The sequence below is a fragment of the Thioalkalivibrio sp. ALE30 genome, assembly GCF_000377465.1.
GTDB lineage: Bacteria > Pseudomonadota > Gammaproteobacteria > Ectothiorhodospirales > Ectothiorhodospiraceae > Thioalkalivibrio.
Genome location: NZ_KB898172.1, coordinates 190,586 through 205,467, shown reverse-complemented (window position 1 = coordinate 205,467; position 14,882 = coordinate 190,586). Strand labels below are relative to the sequence as shown.

Sequence of the window (14,882 nt, the reverse complement as noted above, 5' to 3'; positions counted from 1 at the left end):
CGGAAGCGTGGCCGCAAGCCGGTGCGGCGTTATCCCGTCGCCCGCATGCCGCCGCCACCGCCGCCGCCCGGCGGGGGTGTCCAGACGTTGCGAAAGGCCTGGTGTGTCTTCTTCGGGAGATCGCGGGAGAAACGCAGCTGCACGCCGGCGTCGGTGCGCACGGCGGTGATCCGGCCGCGCTTCAGCCGGAACTGGCGCGCGACCTCCTCGCAGCCGCGCAGGAACGCGGTCGGTGGCTTGCCGCGCCGCACGCGGGCCGCACCATCGCGCAGTTCCACCGCAAACACCTGCCGTGCATGCCAGAGCATCAGCGCCAGGCCAAGGCCCAGCAGGGCGAACATAACGAGCAGGGTGAGCAGCATGACGATTAATGGCGGCGGACGGGAGGTGAACGGGGGTTCAGTGTAGCGCACGCCATTCATGCCCCTGCCGCGTGTCGTCTCGAATGGAGCGCGGGCGGGCGTTGCCCTCAGCGCTTCAGCATCTCGTCCAGCGGGCGTCGCGGCGTGGGGTGGGGCGTGCCGTCCGGGCGGCCGAGCGCGAACAGCAGTTGTGGCTGGCCCTCGCCCAGCAGTTCGGCGAGTTTCGGGCGCCATTCGGCCAGCTGGATCGGCTGATTCAGATAACGGGCGCAGAGCCCGTGCCGCGCGGCCTCGAGCAGTACGCGCTGCAGGGCCTGCCCGGCCGTCAGCCACTGCATCGGGCCCTCGATCCCGGTGCCCAGTGCCAGCAGCACCGGGGCGGCCCGGGCCGCGCGGGCCTCGTCTCGGGCCATCGCCCGGGCGGATACCAGGTGGCGCACGCTCCAGCGCGTCAGACCGCCGCTCAACCGACCGACCGCCAGGCCGTCGCCGCGCGAGGGCGTGCGCATCCAGTGCGTCAGCTCGCGCCGCCAGGCCGGGTTCTTCCACTGTGCCGCCGTCGCCGCCCGGACCAGCTCGGCGACCTCCCCGCGGCATTCCGGGTCCGTGACCGGGCGCAGCCAGGCCCCTTCCTGGCGGGCGGCCTGCACGAGGGTTGCGATGATGTCCGGGGCGGGTGCGTCGGGACGAAACCGGCCGCGCCAGGAGTGGCGCGCACTGATCCAGTCCTGCAGCGGCGCCAGCTCCTGCCGGTCCGGCCCGCCATGGTGCCCGGTCAGCAGGCGTACGAACGGGCCGTCGCCCGCCTGTTCCGGGCGCACGTTCAGGCCCTGGCCGTCCGCGGCGGCGGCCACGCGCAGGTTCAGCACCGCGCAGCCACAGCTGATGATGCGCTCGCGCCCGGTCGGGTCGTTCACGGGCAGCGAGCGCGCCGGATCGGTCCAGACCTCGATTCCCGCGCGATCCACGCGGAACCGCCAGGGCTGGGTGTTGTGCGAGGAGGGCGCCTGCCCGGCCAGGCGCAGCCACTCGCGGATGACGGGGTCGATCTCCATGCCGCCAACATACCCCCGCCCTGCGCAGCTGGCGACTGCTGCCGGGGCAGCCGCAAGCAGATCACGACGTTGTTCCTGTCCCGCTCGGGCTGCCGGCGGTTATGGGCCGGGCGTCAGGGGTTACAGCGTGTGGCCGGTGAGGTGCTGGTAGAGGGCGAAGCCGGCGTCCCGATCCTGGCAGCGCAGGATGGCGGCGCGGCCCGGGGTGGACGGGTCCGGCTGCAGATTCACGCCGGCTGCCTCGGCGGCTCGGAAGTCGGCGTCCCGCAGTTCGATCTCGCCGAATACCGAGATGACGAAGCCGCCGGGGATCGGCGGGGGCGGGGTGAACGGTTCGCCGTCTGCCAGCGCCACCCAGGCCGGGATGAAGGCCGGGCCGTAGAAGTCAAAGAAGCCGTTGGAGCCGCGCAGGTGGGCCTCGATCGGTCGCTCGCCAATCAGCTCGATGTTGTAGATGCCGCTGTATCCGGTCAGGTTGCGCCGCACCCAGTCGGCGATCCACGGCTCAACCTCGGGCACGGCGGCGCCGATCTCCCAGTAGATCGGACGTGCGGCGTCCTTCTCGTCCGAGCCGCGGGTGTGGGCGAACCAGCGCACCTCGCCGTTCTCCACCAGGCAGTCGGTGCTGGTGTGGGCGCCCTCCAGGCGCTGGCACCAGAAGCTGCCGGGCTCGGCCGGCACCTCGCCAGCGGGCAGGGCACGCGCATCCAGCCCCATGCCGGCGAGGTTGGTGATCGGCTTCACGAACACCGTGTCCGCCGCGTCCAGCCCCAGGTCCGTGGGCGCGACCCCGCAGGGCGCGGCGGTCAGGCCCGCATCCAGGGCCAGGCGCAGCTTGTCGTAGACATGCCGATGCGCGGGGTTCAAGCGCCAGGCGGCGGCATCCGACACCGCCACCTCGCGACGCGGCTGCGGCCGGAAGAGGTGCCGGCGCTCGGGCAGAACACCAACGAAGGGCACGGTCAGCCCGCCTCCGGCAGGCGTTGCTCGTGCCCGGCGTGCAGGCGTTCCACCTCGCACAGCAGCGACTTGAACGCGGGGAAGCCGCTGATCGGGTCGAGGTTGCGGTCGTCGGTCAGCTCGTTGACGTTGGCGTGGTTCCAGCCGTGCTGGCAGTGCGCCACACCGGGCTTGATGCGGTCGGTGACCTTCGCCACGAAGGCGACCCGCCCGCGCGGCGAGCGCACCTCCACGGTGTCGCCATCAGCGATGCCGCGCGCCGCGGCATCCTCGGGGTGCAGCTCCACCAGCGGCTCCGGCATTGCCCGGCGCATGCGCTCCAGGTACTGGTGCTGCGAATGGGTAGCGTGCTTGTGGCGCGCGCCGCTGGTCAGCACCAGCGGATAGTCGCGCGCCAGCTCCGGCGTGGAAACCGGGCTCTCGGCCGGCTCACGCCAGACCGGCAGCCCGTCGTGCCCGGCCTCGCGCAGCTCGGCGGCGTCGAACTCCACCTTGCCGCTGACCGTGCGGAAGCCGTGCAGGCGGTACTGGCGGTCGCCCTCCTCGAAGCCGTGCTCGACCATGTCGTCCAGCGCCTTGGCGAACACGGTCACGCCGTCCGGGTCGTTGTACACCTGCTCGCGGATGGTCTCGGGGATGCCCGCGGCGGCCTCGGCCCAGCTCGCCTCCAGATCGCCGTTCCAGAACTGCTCCGCCATCCCCAGGCGCACGCCCAGCTCGAGGAACACCTCGGCGTCGGCGCGTGCCTCGCCGCGCGGGTCCACCGCCTGATGCCGGTAACGCAGCTCGCCCCGGAAGTTGCAGCCGGGATAGGCGATCAGCGCCGGGCGCTCGAGGCTGGTGGCGGCCGGCAGCACGATGTCCGCCATGCGCGTGGCCGGGTTGTGGAAGAAGTCCGACACGGCGAAGAAATCCAGCGCCCCCAGCGCCTGTTCCATGCGCTTCGAGTTCGGCCACATCGCGGTGTTGATGCCCATCGCCAGCAGCGAGCGCACCTGCTGCGGCCGGCCGTCGAGGATCGCGTCCGGCAGCAGCATGCTCTGCGCCGCCGGCCAGTGGGCCGTCCACACCGGGAAGGTCTCGTCGCCGATGCGCGGCGGCAGGTTTTCCCTGCAGTGGTCGAACAGGTCGATCGGCTTCGGCGTGACCTTGTCGTTGAAGAAGCGGTTGCCGCCCTCGCGGTCGATGTTGCCGGTGACCGCCGCCAGCAGGGTCACCGCGCGGTGATTCTGGAAGCCGTTGGAATGCTGCACGGTGGCGGTGGGCGAGAGCATGATCTGCGCCGGGGCGCGGGTCGCGTAGAGCTCGGCGGCGCGCTGCAGATCGGCCGCCTCGATTCCGCAGATCGCCGCCACCCGCTCCGGCGGGAATTCGGCCACGTATTCGCGGAAGGCCTCCACCCCGTTGCCCCATTCGTCGAGGAAGGCCTGGTCCTGCCAGCCGTTCTCGAAGATCAGGTAGTGCATGCCCAGCGCCAGCGCCCCGTCGGTGCCCGGACGGATCTGCAGGTGCACCTCGGCCTGCTCCGCCAGCGGGGTCACGCGCGGGTCCACCACCACCGTGGCGCAGCCGGGGCGTGCCGCGGCCAGCGCATGCTGATGGAACGGCGGGATGGACCCGCGCGGGTTGGTGGACCACACCAGCAGGCAGCGGGTCGCATCCGAGGCCACGGTGGAGGAGGTCTTGATCTTGGTGCCGAAGGTCACCTCCTCCGCCACCTTGGTCGAGGAGAAGCAGCAGCCGCTCTCGGTCAGGTAGTTGGGCGAGCCGAAGGCATGCGCCAGGCGCTGCAGCTGCGGGCGCGCCTCCTTGGTATAGCCGGCGAAGAACGCGGCCGCCGGGGCGCCGTGCTCCTCGCGGGTCGCGCGCAGGCGCTCGGCGATGGTGTCCAGTGCCTCGTCCCAGGAGATGCGCTCGAACTCGCCGCTGCCGCGCGGTCCGGTGCGCTGCAGCGGGTACAGCAGACGTTCGGGATGGTTGCGCCGATCCAGCTGGACGTAGCAGCGCGGACAGTCGGGGCCGTCGATCTTCACCGGCTCGCCAGCGTTGTCCAGGGTCACGTCGATCGCGCAGTTGGCGTCGCACTCGTAACAGGTACTTTTTACACTCGCCATCGGGCGATGTTCCTTGTTCCGCGGGCAGTCCCGGTTGCTGAAGGCCGATTATGCCGGTAGCCGGCGAGCACTCGTGAACAACGCCTGGAATCGCGGGGCCACCGCTGTATGGGGCGGTACGCCTGGCGTTGGTTGAGGGTACGATGCGACCCGGGCGGCGATCGATATCAAGGGGGCGCGATGAAAGGGGAATCGGACGGCGCACAGAGGCTGGAGGAACTCGCCCGGCAACTGGAGTCGTTCGTCGAGGCGCGCGACCGGGTACGGTTCAATTCGCCCAAGAACCTTTCCATGGCACTGGCGGGCGAGGTCGGCGAACTGATCGAACACTTCCAGTGGCTGACTCAGGAACAGTCCAGCCACCTGTCCGCCGAGACCCACGAGGCGGCGCGCCAGGAGATCGCGGACGTCCAGATCTACCTCCTGTTGCTGGCCCGAAAGCTCGATATCGACCCGGTCGAGGCCGCCAGCGACAAACTGGAGATGAACGCCCGGAAGTATCCCGTCGAAAAGGCCCGCGGCAACGCCCGCAAATACTCTGGCCTGTAACCCGTGCCACCCAGCCACTGTCTGTGAGACAGCCTTGGGCGACAGCCACGGTGGAGCTAAACGCCGCAGGAGCGTGCTTGCGCGCGAAATCCCTGCCAAAGTCAGACGCAGGCCGGGGCTTCGCGTGCAAGCACGCTCCCACAGAGGCGTGCCCCGTCATTGCGAGGCCTCGCAGAGGCCGTGGCAATCGGCCGGAGCGGCCCGCGAGGTGTCGGTGTGGCGATGAACCACTCTCGACGCACGCGAGCGCAGGCGGATGTACGCTTGGGGTCAGCCACGGGCATCGTGGACAGGAGGTGATCGCGATGGATTGGAGCCAGTGGCGACCGTTCGGCCGCGTGCCGGAGATGAGTCCGGAGGATCTGGCGCGGGCGTTGGAAAACGCCGAGGTGCAGTTGCTGGATGTGCGTACCGGGGTCGAGCACCGTCGGAGCCGCATCCCGGGTGCCCGCCATCTCCCGATTACGCGGTTCTCCGAGGCGGCGCTGTCCGGCCTGGAGCTGGATCGCGGACGCCCCGTGGTGGCCATCTGCCTCAGTGCACACCGCAGCATCCCGGCCGTACGCAAGCTGCGGGCGCACGGCTACGATGCCCGTCAGCTTCAGGGTGGCATGTTCGCCTGGTGGCGGGCCGGGCTGCCGTGCGAACGAGGCCGCACGGACGCCGGGGAATGAAGGCCGTCCGGCGCGGCCCTTTCGGTCAGGAACCGCGTTTCAGTTCCGTTCGCTGCGGGCGGCCGACCCCGGACACTTCAATCGGCGTCATCATCGTCCTGCTTGCCGCCCGGGGTGACGGCGCGTCCCACCGCCCCGGCGGTCTTGCCGGTGGCCTTTACGGTTCCGGTTGTGACACTGACAGCGGCGCTCCCGGCAGTGCCGGCAACCTTCACGGCGGTGCAGCCAGTCGCCAGCGGCAGGATGACGGCAAGCAGCAGGAGCGGGCGGGCGTAGACAATCATCGGCGGAGGCCCTTGTTGATGGTTGCCCACAAGGGTACGCACGACATGCTCGCAAGGCCATGACCGGCGCGGACAGGCGCTTCGGCCCGGCGGCTGTGCGACGGCATCGCGATCCCGGCCTGGCCGTGACCAACCGGCCTTCCGCAGAACCCGAAGGCACGCCGGTGGTCTGACCGTGGAGGCCCCGTGGAGATGTGTCATGTCCCGTTTCGCGCCCCTGTTCGCCTCCCTGTTGCTGGTGCTGCCGATGGCCTGTGCAAGCGCCACGGAGCCGAATACCGAAGCCCTGTTCCATCACGAGCTGGGTCGCCTGCATTCGTCTGAAGTGATCAACCTGCAGGAACGTTTCCAGGGGCATCCGCTGCTGATCATCAACACGGCCAGCCATTGCGGTTACACCGACCAGTTCGGCGGTCTGGAGCAGTTGCACCAGGACTACCGGGACCGGGGGCTGAAGGTGGTCGGCTTCCCTTCCCATGACTTCAATCAGGAGGCCGACGACGAGGCCGAGACCGCCCGGGTGTGCTTCGAGAACTTTGGCGTCACCTTCGACATGTTCAGGCCGATTGGCGTGCGTGGCGCGGATGCCCATCCGATCTTCCGCGAGCTGGCGCGCCAGGCCGACGCCCCGCGCTGGAACTTCTACAAGTATGTGGTGGACCGGGAGGGTCGGGTGGTCGCGCATTTCCCCAGCCAGGCGGGCCCCGGCTCCGCCGAGCTGCGCCGCGCGATCGAGAGCATCCTGTAGCCGCACGCGCCGTGCATTCGCCCGTGGAGAGATAGTGTCGGGCTATCGCGATCATGGTGAATCTCAACTGGCACCAATGACTCGGGCGGCCTACCTTCAGGGATACACAAACAGCACGCCGTTCTCCGGCTGCAGCCGGGAAGAGGCGGAGAAGGCGTGCGGTCCCCCACGGAAGCCGGCCATCACGAAAGGATAGTGGCTTCCCGAACACGAACACGCTCTACGCAGCGAACAAGGAGAAGGATATGGGTGAGCATCAGAACATGGGCAAGTGCCCGGTCATGCACGGCGGCGAGACGGCCGCCGGTCACTCGGTGATGGACTGGTGGCCGGAATCGCTGAATCTGGACATCCTGCACCAGCATGACCGCAAGACGAACCCGATGGGCGAGGACTTCGACTACCGGGAAGAGGTGAAGAAGCTCGACTTCGAGGCCCTGAAAAACGACATGCACGCGCTGCTGACCGAGAGCCAGGCGTGGTGGCCGGCCGACTGGGGTCACTACGGCGGGCTGATGATCCGCATGTCCTGGCACGCGGCGGGTACCTACCGGATCGCCGATGGCCGGGGTGGCGGCGGCACCGGCAACCAGCGCTTCGCGCCGATCAACAGCTGGCCGGACAACGCCAGCCTGGACAAGGCGCGCCGCCTGCTGTGGCCGCTCAAGAAGAAGTACGGCAACAAGATCAGCTGGGCCGACCTGATCATCCTGGCCGGTAATGTGGCCTACGAGAACATGGGCCTGAAGACCTTCGGCTTTTCCTTCGGCCGCGAGGATATCTGGCACCCCGAGAAGGACACCTACTGGGGCGCGGAGAAGGAGTGGCTGGCGCCCTCCGACGAGCGCTACGGCGACGTCGAGAAGCCCGACACCATGGAGAACCCGCTGGCGGCCGTGCAGATGGGCCTGATCTATGTGAACCCGGAAGGGGTCAACGGCAAGCCCAATCCGCTGAAGACCGGCGAGCAGGTGCGCGAGACGTTCGCCCGTATGGCGATGAACGACGAGGAGACCGCGGCGCTGACCGCTGGCGGCCATACCGTCGGCAAGTGCCACGGCAACGGCGATGCCGGCGCGCTGGGCCCGGAACCGGAAGGCGCCGATGTCGAGGAGCAGGGCTTCGGCTGGAAGAACCCCAACATGCAGGGCAAGGCCGCGAACGCCATCACCTCCGGCATCGAGGGCGCCTGGACCAGGAACCCGACGCAGTTCGACATGGGCTACTTCGAAGCCCTGCTCGACCACGAGTGGGAGCTCAAGAAGAGCCCGGCCGGCGCCTGGCAGTGGGAGCCGGTGGACATGAAGGAGGAGGACAAGCCGGTCGATGCCACGGACCCCTCCATCCGCCATAACCCGATCATGACTGATGCGGATATGGCGATGAAGATGGATCCCGTCTACCGCAAGTACATGGACGCCTTCCGCAAGGACCCCGAGTACTTCAAGGATTGCTTCGCCCGCGCCTGGTTCAAGCTGATCCACCGCGATATGGGTCCGAAGACCCGTTACATCGGGCCGGACGCGCCGCAGGAGGACCTGATCTGGCAGGACCCGGTGCCGGCCGGCAACACGGACTATTCCGTGGAGGCGGCCAAACAGAAGATCGCCGCGAGCGGGCTGAGTATCGCCGAGATGGTCGCGACCGCCTGGGACAGCGCCCGTACCTTCCGTGGCTCCGACATGCGCGGTGGCGCCAACGGCGCCCGCATCCGCCTGGCGCCGCAGAAGGACTGGGAAGGCAACGAGCCCGAGCGCCTGGCCCGCGTGCTCAAGGTCTACGAGCAGCTCTCCGCCGAGACCGGCGCGAGCGTGGCCGACCTGATCGTGCTGGGTGGCAGCGTGGGCATCGAGCAGGCGGCCCGGGCGGCCGGTCACGATGTCCTGGTGCCGTTCATCCCGGGCCGGGGTGACGCCAGCGCCGAGATGACCGACGCCGACTCCTTCGAACCGCTGGAGCCGCTGGCCGATGGCTTCCGCAACTGGCTGAAGAAGGACTACGTGGTCAAGCCGGAAGAGATGCTGCTCGACCGCGCCCAGCTGATGGGCCTGACCGCGCCGGAGATGACCGTGCTGATTGGCGGTATGCGCGTGCTGGGTACCAACCATGGTGGTAGCAAGCATGGCGTGTTCACCGACCGTGAGGGCCAGTTGACGAACGACTTCTTCGTCAACCTGACCGACATGGCCTACGCCTGGCAGCCCGCGGGCAACGGCGTGTACGAGGTGCGCGATCGCCAGGGCGATCAGGTGAAGTGGACCGCCAGCCGCATCGACCTGGTGTTCGGCTCCAACTCCATCCTGCGCAGCTACGCCGAGGTCTACGCCCAGGACGACAACCAGGAGAAGTTCGTGAAGGACTTCATCACGGCCTGGACCAAGGTGATGAACGCCGACCGCTTCGACCTGGAGCAGTTCCAGCAGTAAGCACGGCCCGAGCCGGGCGGTTCGCCCGGTTCAGATCCAGAGGCGCCCGGGGTTTTCCCGGGCGCTTTTTTTGTTGCGCAGGGTGGAAGCTCTCGGCGTAGGCCCTGACACCCGCCGGATCCGGCGCCCGGGCTGTCCCGGGAGATCGCCACGTCGCTGCGCTCCTCGCGATGACGGTGCTTCACTGGCCGTCATCGCGAGCTCCCGCGGGGGCTGCGGCCATCCGCAGGTCGTCGCGGGCTCCGGCCGGCATGATCGAGGGTTTGCTGCGGAAGGCGACCTGCAGCAGAAACTCCAGTCAGCGGCCCACTCTGGCGGACGCGTGATCTCGTGCTCCAGAACGGCGGTGTAGCGTCCTGACCGGGTCGTTCCAGCCCATGTGTCGTTTTGCGTCATTGCGGGTGGATGGCGTGTCCGCGCCTGCGCGAGAAGTGGATCACGGCGTTTGGCAGAAACGAGACCTTCGTTGCCGGATGTCGTTCTGGCATTCCGCTTGCTGTTCCTTCAGTGCAGTCAATTGAACGCCAGTACGGCCCTGATCGATTGACTGCGATTCGATTCAATCCTGAAGGAGAAACGCATGATGTCGACTTTCCAGAAAACTGCGATCGCGATGGTCCTGGGTTCCATGTTTGCGCTGGGCGGCCTCGGTGCCGCGCAGGCCCAGACGGGTGGAGATGCCGGCGCGGGCGCCGATACCGGAGCCCCTGAAGCCGGTGCTGGCGCTGAAGGCGGTGCGGGTGCGCCCGAAGGTGGCGCGGGCGCCGGCGGCGGTGCGCCGCAAGGCGGAGCCGGCGCGGGTGGTGGCGGCAGCATGGGCGGAGGTGCCGAGGCGGGCGCCGGCCCCATGGATGATGACGGCGACGAAGACGAAGATGACGACGAAGGGGCCCCTGACTGGTAAGCCCCACTCCCACGCCAAGCCGGGCACCCCGCCCGGCTGGCTTTTTTCACGTTCGAACACCCGGCTTGAAACCCGTTCTGGTCGGAGTCCGCAAGCGATCGGGTCTGGCTCACCGCAGGGCCCGCATTCCGAAGGTCTGTGCCCACCCCGGCTTTGCTGAGGCCAAGAGAACCGTGGAGACTCCCGCCAGGGAGATGCTTTCCGCGATCTGAAATGGATCGTTGGCCCGGCCTGTGGATTACAGGTCCGAGTATTTGCGGGCGTTGCCGCGGGCCTTGTGCACCGGGTATTTGCGGATGTTGATCTCCAGCTTGTCGCGGGCCGCTTGCAGCAGGTCGATATCGAGCTTGCGGGCCAGCAGCAGGAGGTAGATCTGGACGTCCGCGATCTCCTGGCGTACCGCCTCGTGGGTCTCGGGGGACAGGTGTCGCGACTGTTCCTGGGTCAGCCACTGGAAGTGTTCGATCAGTTCGCCGACCTCGCCCGCCAGCGCCATCGACAGATTCTTGGGCGAGTGGAACTGGGCCCAGTCACGTTCCGCGACGAAGGCCTCCACCCGGGCGGTCAGTTCGTCCAGTTCCGGTGTGCCGCTCGATGGGACGTCCATGGATCCTCCGTTCGGTCGGTGCCGCTGCGTTGCCGGCATCGTAACGGAGTCTGCGGCTGGACGTAATCGCGGCTGCGCGGTGCTCGGGGCGACGCGTGGAGGCTGTGGATCGAGGGTGTGCGCGGACATGCTTGCCGGGGCAGGCACGGGCGAGGGCTTCGTCTGCCAGCAGACCCCTGCGGGGCTTCCGGCGGAACGAACAAAGGTCCCGTCCTGTCCTTCCGACCTTCGTGTCTTCCTGTGAATCGCTTTTGGCAGTTCTCGCGTCGGGGTTTCGGTCTGGAGATCGCCACGGCCGCTTTGCGGCCTCGCGATGACGGGAAGGGGAGAGCGGCGCTGCGATGTTGGGGGCGGGGACGTTATAGCCAGCCGCGGCGGCGGAAGAGGTAGAGCATGCCGAGGACGACGGCGAGCATAAAGCCGAGCAGTACGGGGTAGCCGTAGTAGGTGTAGAGCTCGGGCATGGACCAGGGGCTGTCCGGGTTGTCGAAGTTCATGCCGTAGATGCCGACCAGGAAGGTCAGCGGGATGAAGATGGTGGCGATGATGGTGAGTACGCGCATCACGTCGTTGGAGCGCTGGTTGATCGCGGACATATAGGCCTCGATCAGGGTGGCGGCCATCTCGCGGTAGGACTCCAGCAGATCCATGATCTGGATCGTGTGGTCGTGGGCGTCGCGCAGGTACGGGAAGAGCTCCGGGGTGAAAGGCTCCATGTCGTCGCGCATCAGACGGGCGATTACGTCGCGCGTGGGCCAGAGCTGGCGGCGCAGCACGAGGAGTTCGCGGCGCAGGATATGGATCTCGTTAAGGGTTTGGCGGTCGGGTTGTTCGAGGACGGTTTCCTCCAGCGTTTCCAGGCGTTCGCTGATGTGCTCCAGTACCGGGAAGGCCTGGTCGATGACGGTGTCCATCAGGGCATAGGCGAGGTAGGCGGCCCCCAGGCGATTGAAGTTGCGGTTGGCGCCGCGCATGCGTTCGCGGACCGGGCCGAAGGGGTCATGCTCGCCGCTGTGAATACTGATGACCAGGCGGGTATTCACCACGAAGACATTGACCTGGTCGAGTTCGATGTTGCCGTTGTGATGGCGCGGCTGGCGCAGGATGGCGACCAGCTGCTCCTCGAAGAAGTCCACCTTGGGGCGCTGGCCCTGGTGGCGTACATCTTCCAGCGCCAGCGGGTGCAGGTCGAAGGCCTCGCCCAGATCGTGCAGCTGACGCGGACTGGGCGCGCCCTGCAGGTGCAGCCAGACCAGGCCACCCTCGTGCGGTTGTGCGCCCTCGCGCAGGGTGCGCTGCGGGTCGAGTTCGACGAGCTGTTCGTGGTGGTAGTGCCAGGCGGAGACGACCGCGTCGCCCGTGTGCGGGTGTTCGGTGGCGTGGACCCCATGGCCGGGGGCGGCGCCGGGCTTGAGGTAGGTCTTTTCGAACAGGCGGGTCATCGCGAATTCCGAACGGATTGTTGTCCCCAGTATAGGGGGCTGGAATGGGGTGCGCGCGGGGGGCGAGTCTGGCAGTCTGGTCGGCGACTGAACGGCCCGGAGCGGGCCGGGTCCCACGGGGGAGAAGCGCAAGTGTGTACCTTAATCAGTGTTTCCCTGGCGGCGTTTCCAAGGAGTGCGGTATGGAATTGAAGACCATGTTGGTGCCAGTGGATGGTTCTGCCAATGCGTGGCGCGCGGTGGAGGTGGCCGCGGACCTGGCGGCCAAGTATCACGCCCGGGTGGTGCTGGCCAGCGTGCTGCTGCAGGGCGAGGTGCCGCCGCATATCCGAAGGCTTTCCGATCTTCCGGACCCGGATGATCCGCCCCTGGCGATGGGTGGCGCGGCGGTCGGCTCCGCGGTGCCGCCGAAGGTGCTGCGGGATATCGCGAAGAAGCTGGTGGAGCAGGCGCACGAATACTTCACCGAACTGGGCGTGACCGACATCGAGCACCATATCGAGGATGGCTCTCCGGCCAAGGTGATCCTGCAGCAGGCCGAGTACCACGACGTGGACATGGTGGTGATGGGTTCGCGCGGGCTGGGCGGCCTGCAGGGGCTGCTGTCCGGCAGCGTGTCGCACAAGGTGCAGCAGCTTGCCCGCTGCATCGTGGTGACGGTGAACTGAGCCCGGCTTTGTTGCGATGTCGCGGTTATCGGTCGATCTGCACGAGTGCTTTCGCAATGGCCGCCGGATCGACGCCGAGCTGAACGGTGCGATCGAGCAGGCCTGCGACAAGCGCATCAAGACGGTAGAGATTATCCACGGCAAGGGCAGCGGGCAGTTGAAGAAGCGCGTGCTGCGTTTCCTGCAGCAGCCGGAGATCAAGGCCCGCTACCACCGTGTGGAGAAGGACTCGAAGAACCACGGCCGGCTGTTCGTGCATTTCAAGCACTGAGCAGGCCGTTCCCTCTTTTCCGCTGTAGGAGGCCAGCCCTCTGGCCGATGGGTTGTGCCGGCGCTGGATCGGCCAGAGGGCTGGCCTCCCACAGGGGGTATGGGCTTACGGCCTTTGGTCGCCCAGCTTGCGCTCGGCGAGTGCATAGCCGAGGTCGATCATCTCGGCGGCGCGGTGGAAGTCGAACACGCCGCAGGCGTTGACTGGGACCTCGATCAGGTGCTCCGGGTTGTAGGCGGCGATACGAAAGCGCGCGATGGTGCCCTGCATGGCCTCGATGGAGTGGGAGACGATGTCGATCAGCCCCAGTGCGCGGGCCTCCTGTTCGCGGCTCAGACTGGGGTCGGTCTCGCCCAGGCCCAGCTTGTCCTGCCAGTCCTGCAGCCAGGTGCCGACCCGGTCGGGCAGGGCCTCGGCCAGGCGGTGATTCAGCAGGCCCCGGCTATCTGGTGCGCCCACGTGCGAGTCGGAAGTCCCGGTGCGTTCGGGGCGGATCAGTTCTTCGCCGACGCGGCCATTCAGGCTGACCGCCAGGGTGATGTCGGTGTCGTCGTTCAGGGTCGGCGCGATCGGGACCGGGTTCAGCAGGCCACCATCCACCAGCAGCCGCCCCTTGTGGCGCACCGGGGTGAACACGGTGGGGATGGCAATGGACGCCCGGATGGCGTCGAACAGGGAACCGGTATTCAGCCAGACCTCGCGTTCGCGCTCGATGTCGGTGGCCACGGCGGTAAACGAGATCGGCAGCTGTTCGATGTCGGTGTCGCCGAGCATGGCGCGCAGCTTCTCGATCAGGCGGTCGCCGCGAATCAGGCCAGCGCCGCGAAAGGAGAAATCCAGCAGCCGCCAGACATCCTGGCGGCGCAAGGTCTTCACCCAGTCCTCGTAGGCGTCCAGCTGGCCGGCCGCGTAGATGCCGCCGACGACCGCGCCCATGGAAGCGCCCGCGATGGAGCGGATCTGGTAGTCCGAGTGTTCCTCCAGCCAGCGGATCACGCCGATCTGCGCCAGGCCGCGGGCGCCGCCGCTGCCAAGGACCAGGGAGATGGACTGGGGCTTTCGCGTCATGGTGGCCGCCCTGCCTGTCTGGGGTGTTGGGGGGAACGCGCCGATCGCTTCGCGGAGCTGCTGTTACCGGTTTTCCTTGAGGATATGTTGGGGGTGTGACGGGATTTTTCCAGCGTAGAGGGCTGGTTCCAACGAATGGTTCTCACGGCAGGGGGTTCGCCTGCAAGCAGGCTCCTATAGGGAGTGGTGTGCGGCGATGGGGGCTATTCGGGGGCGCGGTTCGGGTCCAGGAGGTGATCGTGCAGGGCCTGGGCGGCTTCGCCGGCAGGTTCTTCCACCCGCAGCTGCCAGACGTGGGCCGGGTGATCCGGTGACCATTCGCTGAAGACTACCAGCCCGGTGTACGGGCCTCGCCCGCGGATGGTGCCCAGCGTCAGGCGGCCTTCGGTATCGCCGAACAGGTGCACCTCGAACTCGGGGGCGGGCGGCGGCAGCCTCCAGTGTCCATCGCGGCCGGTCTCGCGGAAAGCTTCGTCGGAGGGTTCGGCATCGTCGCCGAAGTGGCGGCGCAGCAGCGGTACCGACAGTCGGTGCGGGAGGCCCAGTACGGTCTCGATGCCGCTGCGGCCGTGGTCCACCGCCTGGGCGGCGGACTCCAGCGGGTCGCGTGGGGCCAGCCATTTCTGCAGAAGTTTGCGCATGCCGGGATGATCCGCATGCCGGCGCCGGTCTGCAAGCGGAGATGGTCGCGTGACGGCTTGGAGGGATGCGGCTGTCGGCGTTACCGTGCGGGCAGGTCACTCAAAAGGA

The 14,882-nt window shown here is 67.8% G+C and carries 16 protein-coding genes; 7 read left to right on the top strand and 9 right to left on the bottom strand.

Annotated elements, in window-relative coordinates:
- Positions 1-29 precede the first annotated feature (29 nt).
- The 4 genes from D107_RS0108780 to D107_RS0108765 all read right to left on the bottom strand — a co-directional run bounded on the left by D107_RS0108780 (position 30) and on the right by D107_RS0108765 (position 4,491).
- Positions 30-362, bottom strand: a complete 333-nt coding sequence (locus D107_RS0108780) for a DUF3634 family protein (RefSeq protein ID WP_018881281.1) — start codon at positions 360-362, stop codon at positions 30-32.
- 107 nt (positions 363-469) lie between these two features.
- The gene (locus tag D107_RS0108775; protein WP_018881280.1) at positions 470-1,417 is read right to left on the bottom strand and encodes a nitroreductase family protein; all 948 of its coding nucleotides are present in this window, start codon (positions 1,415-1,417) and stop codon (positions 470-472) included.
- Positions 1,418-1,537: 120 nt separating this feature from the next.
- Positions 1,538-2,377, bottom strand: coding sequence for a hypothetical protein (locus D107_RS0108770; RefSeq protein ID WP_018881279.1), 840 nt, complete (start codon positions 2,375-2,377; stop codon positions 1,538-1,540).
- A gap of 2 nt (positions 2,378-2,379) precedes the next feature.
- Entirely contained in the window at positions 2,380-4,491 is a 2,112-nt protein-coding gene (locus D107_RS0108765) for a molybdopterin-dependent oxidoreductase (protein WP_018881278.1), read from the bottom strand.
- 180 nt (positions 4,492-4,671) lie between these two features.
- Here D107_RS0108765 and D107_RS0108760 point away from each other — a divergent pair, with 180 nt between their 5' ends.
- Together D107_RS0108760 and D107_RS0108755 are read left to right on the top strand one after the other, a co-directional pair.
- Positions 4,672-5,040 (top strand): nucleotide pyrophosphohydrolase, encoded by a 369-nt coding sequence (locus tag D107_RS0108760; protein ID WP_018881277.1) that lies wholly within the window; start codon positions 4,672-4,674, stop codon positions 5,038-5,040.
- A 305-nt stretch (positions 5,041-5,345) separates the two neighbouring features.
- Entirely contained in the window at positions 5,346-5,714 is a 369-nt protein-coding gene (locus tag D107_RS0108755) for a rhodanese-like domain-containing protein (RefSeq protein WP_018878058.1), read from the top strand.
- Positions 5,715-5,791: 77 nt separating this feature from the next.
- Here the strand turns inward: D107_RS0108755 and D107_RS0108750 are convergent, their stop codons facing one another.
- Entirely contained in the window at positions 5,792-5,998 is a 207-nt protein-coding gene (locus D107_RS0108750) for a hypothetical protein (RefSeq protein WP_018876426.1), read from the bottom strand.
- A gap of 199 nt (positions 5,999-6,197) precedes the next feature.
- On the opposite strand from D107_RS0108750, the gene D107_RS0108745 reads away from it, so the two are divergent.
- The 3 genes from D107_RS0108745 to D107_RS14280 all read left to right on the top strand — a co-directional run bounded on the left by D107_RS0108745 (position 6,198) and on the right by D107_RS14280 (position 10,076).
- On the top strand, positions 6,198-6,746 hold the full coding sequence (locus D107_RS0108745; RefSeq protein ID WP_018881276.1) for a glutathione peroxidase: 549 nt from the start codon (positions 6,198-6,200) through the stop codon (positions 6,744-6,746).
- Between the two features lie 245 nt (positions 6,747-6,991).
- The gene (katG, locus tag D107_RS0108735) at positions 6,992-9,172 is read left to right on the top strand and encodes a catalase/peroxidase HPI (protein ID WP_018881275.1); all 2,181 of its coding nucleotides are present in this window, start codon (positions 6,992-6,994) and stop codon (positions 9,170-9,172) included.
- A 580-nt stretch (positions 9,173-9,752) separates the two neighbouring features.
- Positions 9,753-10,076 carry a hypothetical protein gene (locus D107_RS14280; RefSeq protein WP_026280780.1) on the top strand — a complete coding sequence of 108 codons (324 nt, stop codon included), beginning with the start codon at positions 9,753-9,755 and terminating at the stop codon, positions 10,074-10,076.
- Positions 10,077-10,314: 238 nt separating this feature from the next.
- On the opposite strand, the gene D107_RS0108725 is transcribed toward D107_RS14280, so the two are convergent.
- Together D107_RS0108725 and corA are read right to left on the bottom strand one after the other, a co-directional pair.
- Positions 10,315-10,683: a nucleotide pyrophosphohydrolase gene (locus tag D107_RS0108725; RefSeq protein WP_018867941.1), complete on the bottom strand. Its 369-nt coding sequence runs from the start codon at positions 10,681-10,683 to the stop codon at positions 10,315-10,317.
- A gap of 359 nt (positions 10,684-11,042) precedes the next feature.
- Positions 11,043-12,125, bottom strand: a complete 1,083-nt coding sequence (corA, locus tag D107_RS0108720) for a magnesium/cobalt transporter CorA (protein WP_018881273.1) — start codon at positions 12,123-12,125, stop codon at positions 11,043-11,045.
- 182 nt (positions 12,126-12,307) lie between these two features.
- On the opposite strand from corA, the gene D107_RS0108715 reads away from it, so the two are divergent.
- A complete protein-coding gene (locus D107_RS0108715; protein WP_018878053.1) occupies positions 12,308-12,793 on the top strand; it encodes a universal stress protein in 486 nt (161 codons plus the stop codon).
- Between the two features lie 16 nt (positions 12,794-12,809).
- Complete coding sequence (locus D107_RS0108710) at positions 12,810-13,064, top strand: Smr/MutS family protein (protein WP_018867944.1); 255 nt, start codon at positions 12,810-12,812, stop codon at positions 13,062-13,064.
- Between the two features lie 105 nt (positions 13,065-13,169).
- Here D107_RS0108710 and D107_RS0108705 read toward each other — a convergent pair whose 3' ends face one another.
- Both D107_RS0108705 and D107_RS0108700 read right to left on the bottom strand, forming a co-directional pair.
- On the bottom strand, positions 13,170-14,132 hold the full coding sequence (locus tag D107_RS0108705; RefSeq protein ID WP_018876422.1) for a patatin-like phospholipase family protein: 963 nt from the start codon (positions 14,130-14,132) through the stop codon (positions 13,170-13,172).
- 203 nt (positions 14,133-14,335) lie between these two features.
- Positions 14,336-14,773: a hypothetical protein gene (locus D107_RS0108700; protein WP_018881272.1), complete on the bottom strand. Its 438-nt coding sequence runs from the start codon at positions 14,771-14,773 to the stop codon at positions 14,336-14,338.
- Positions 14,774-14,882: the final 109 nt, after the last annotated feature.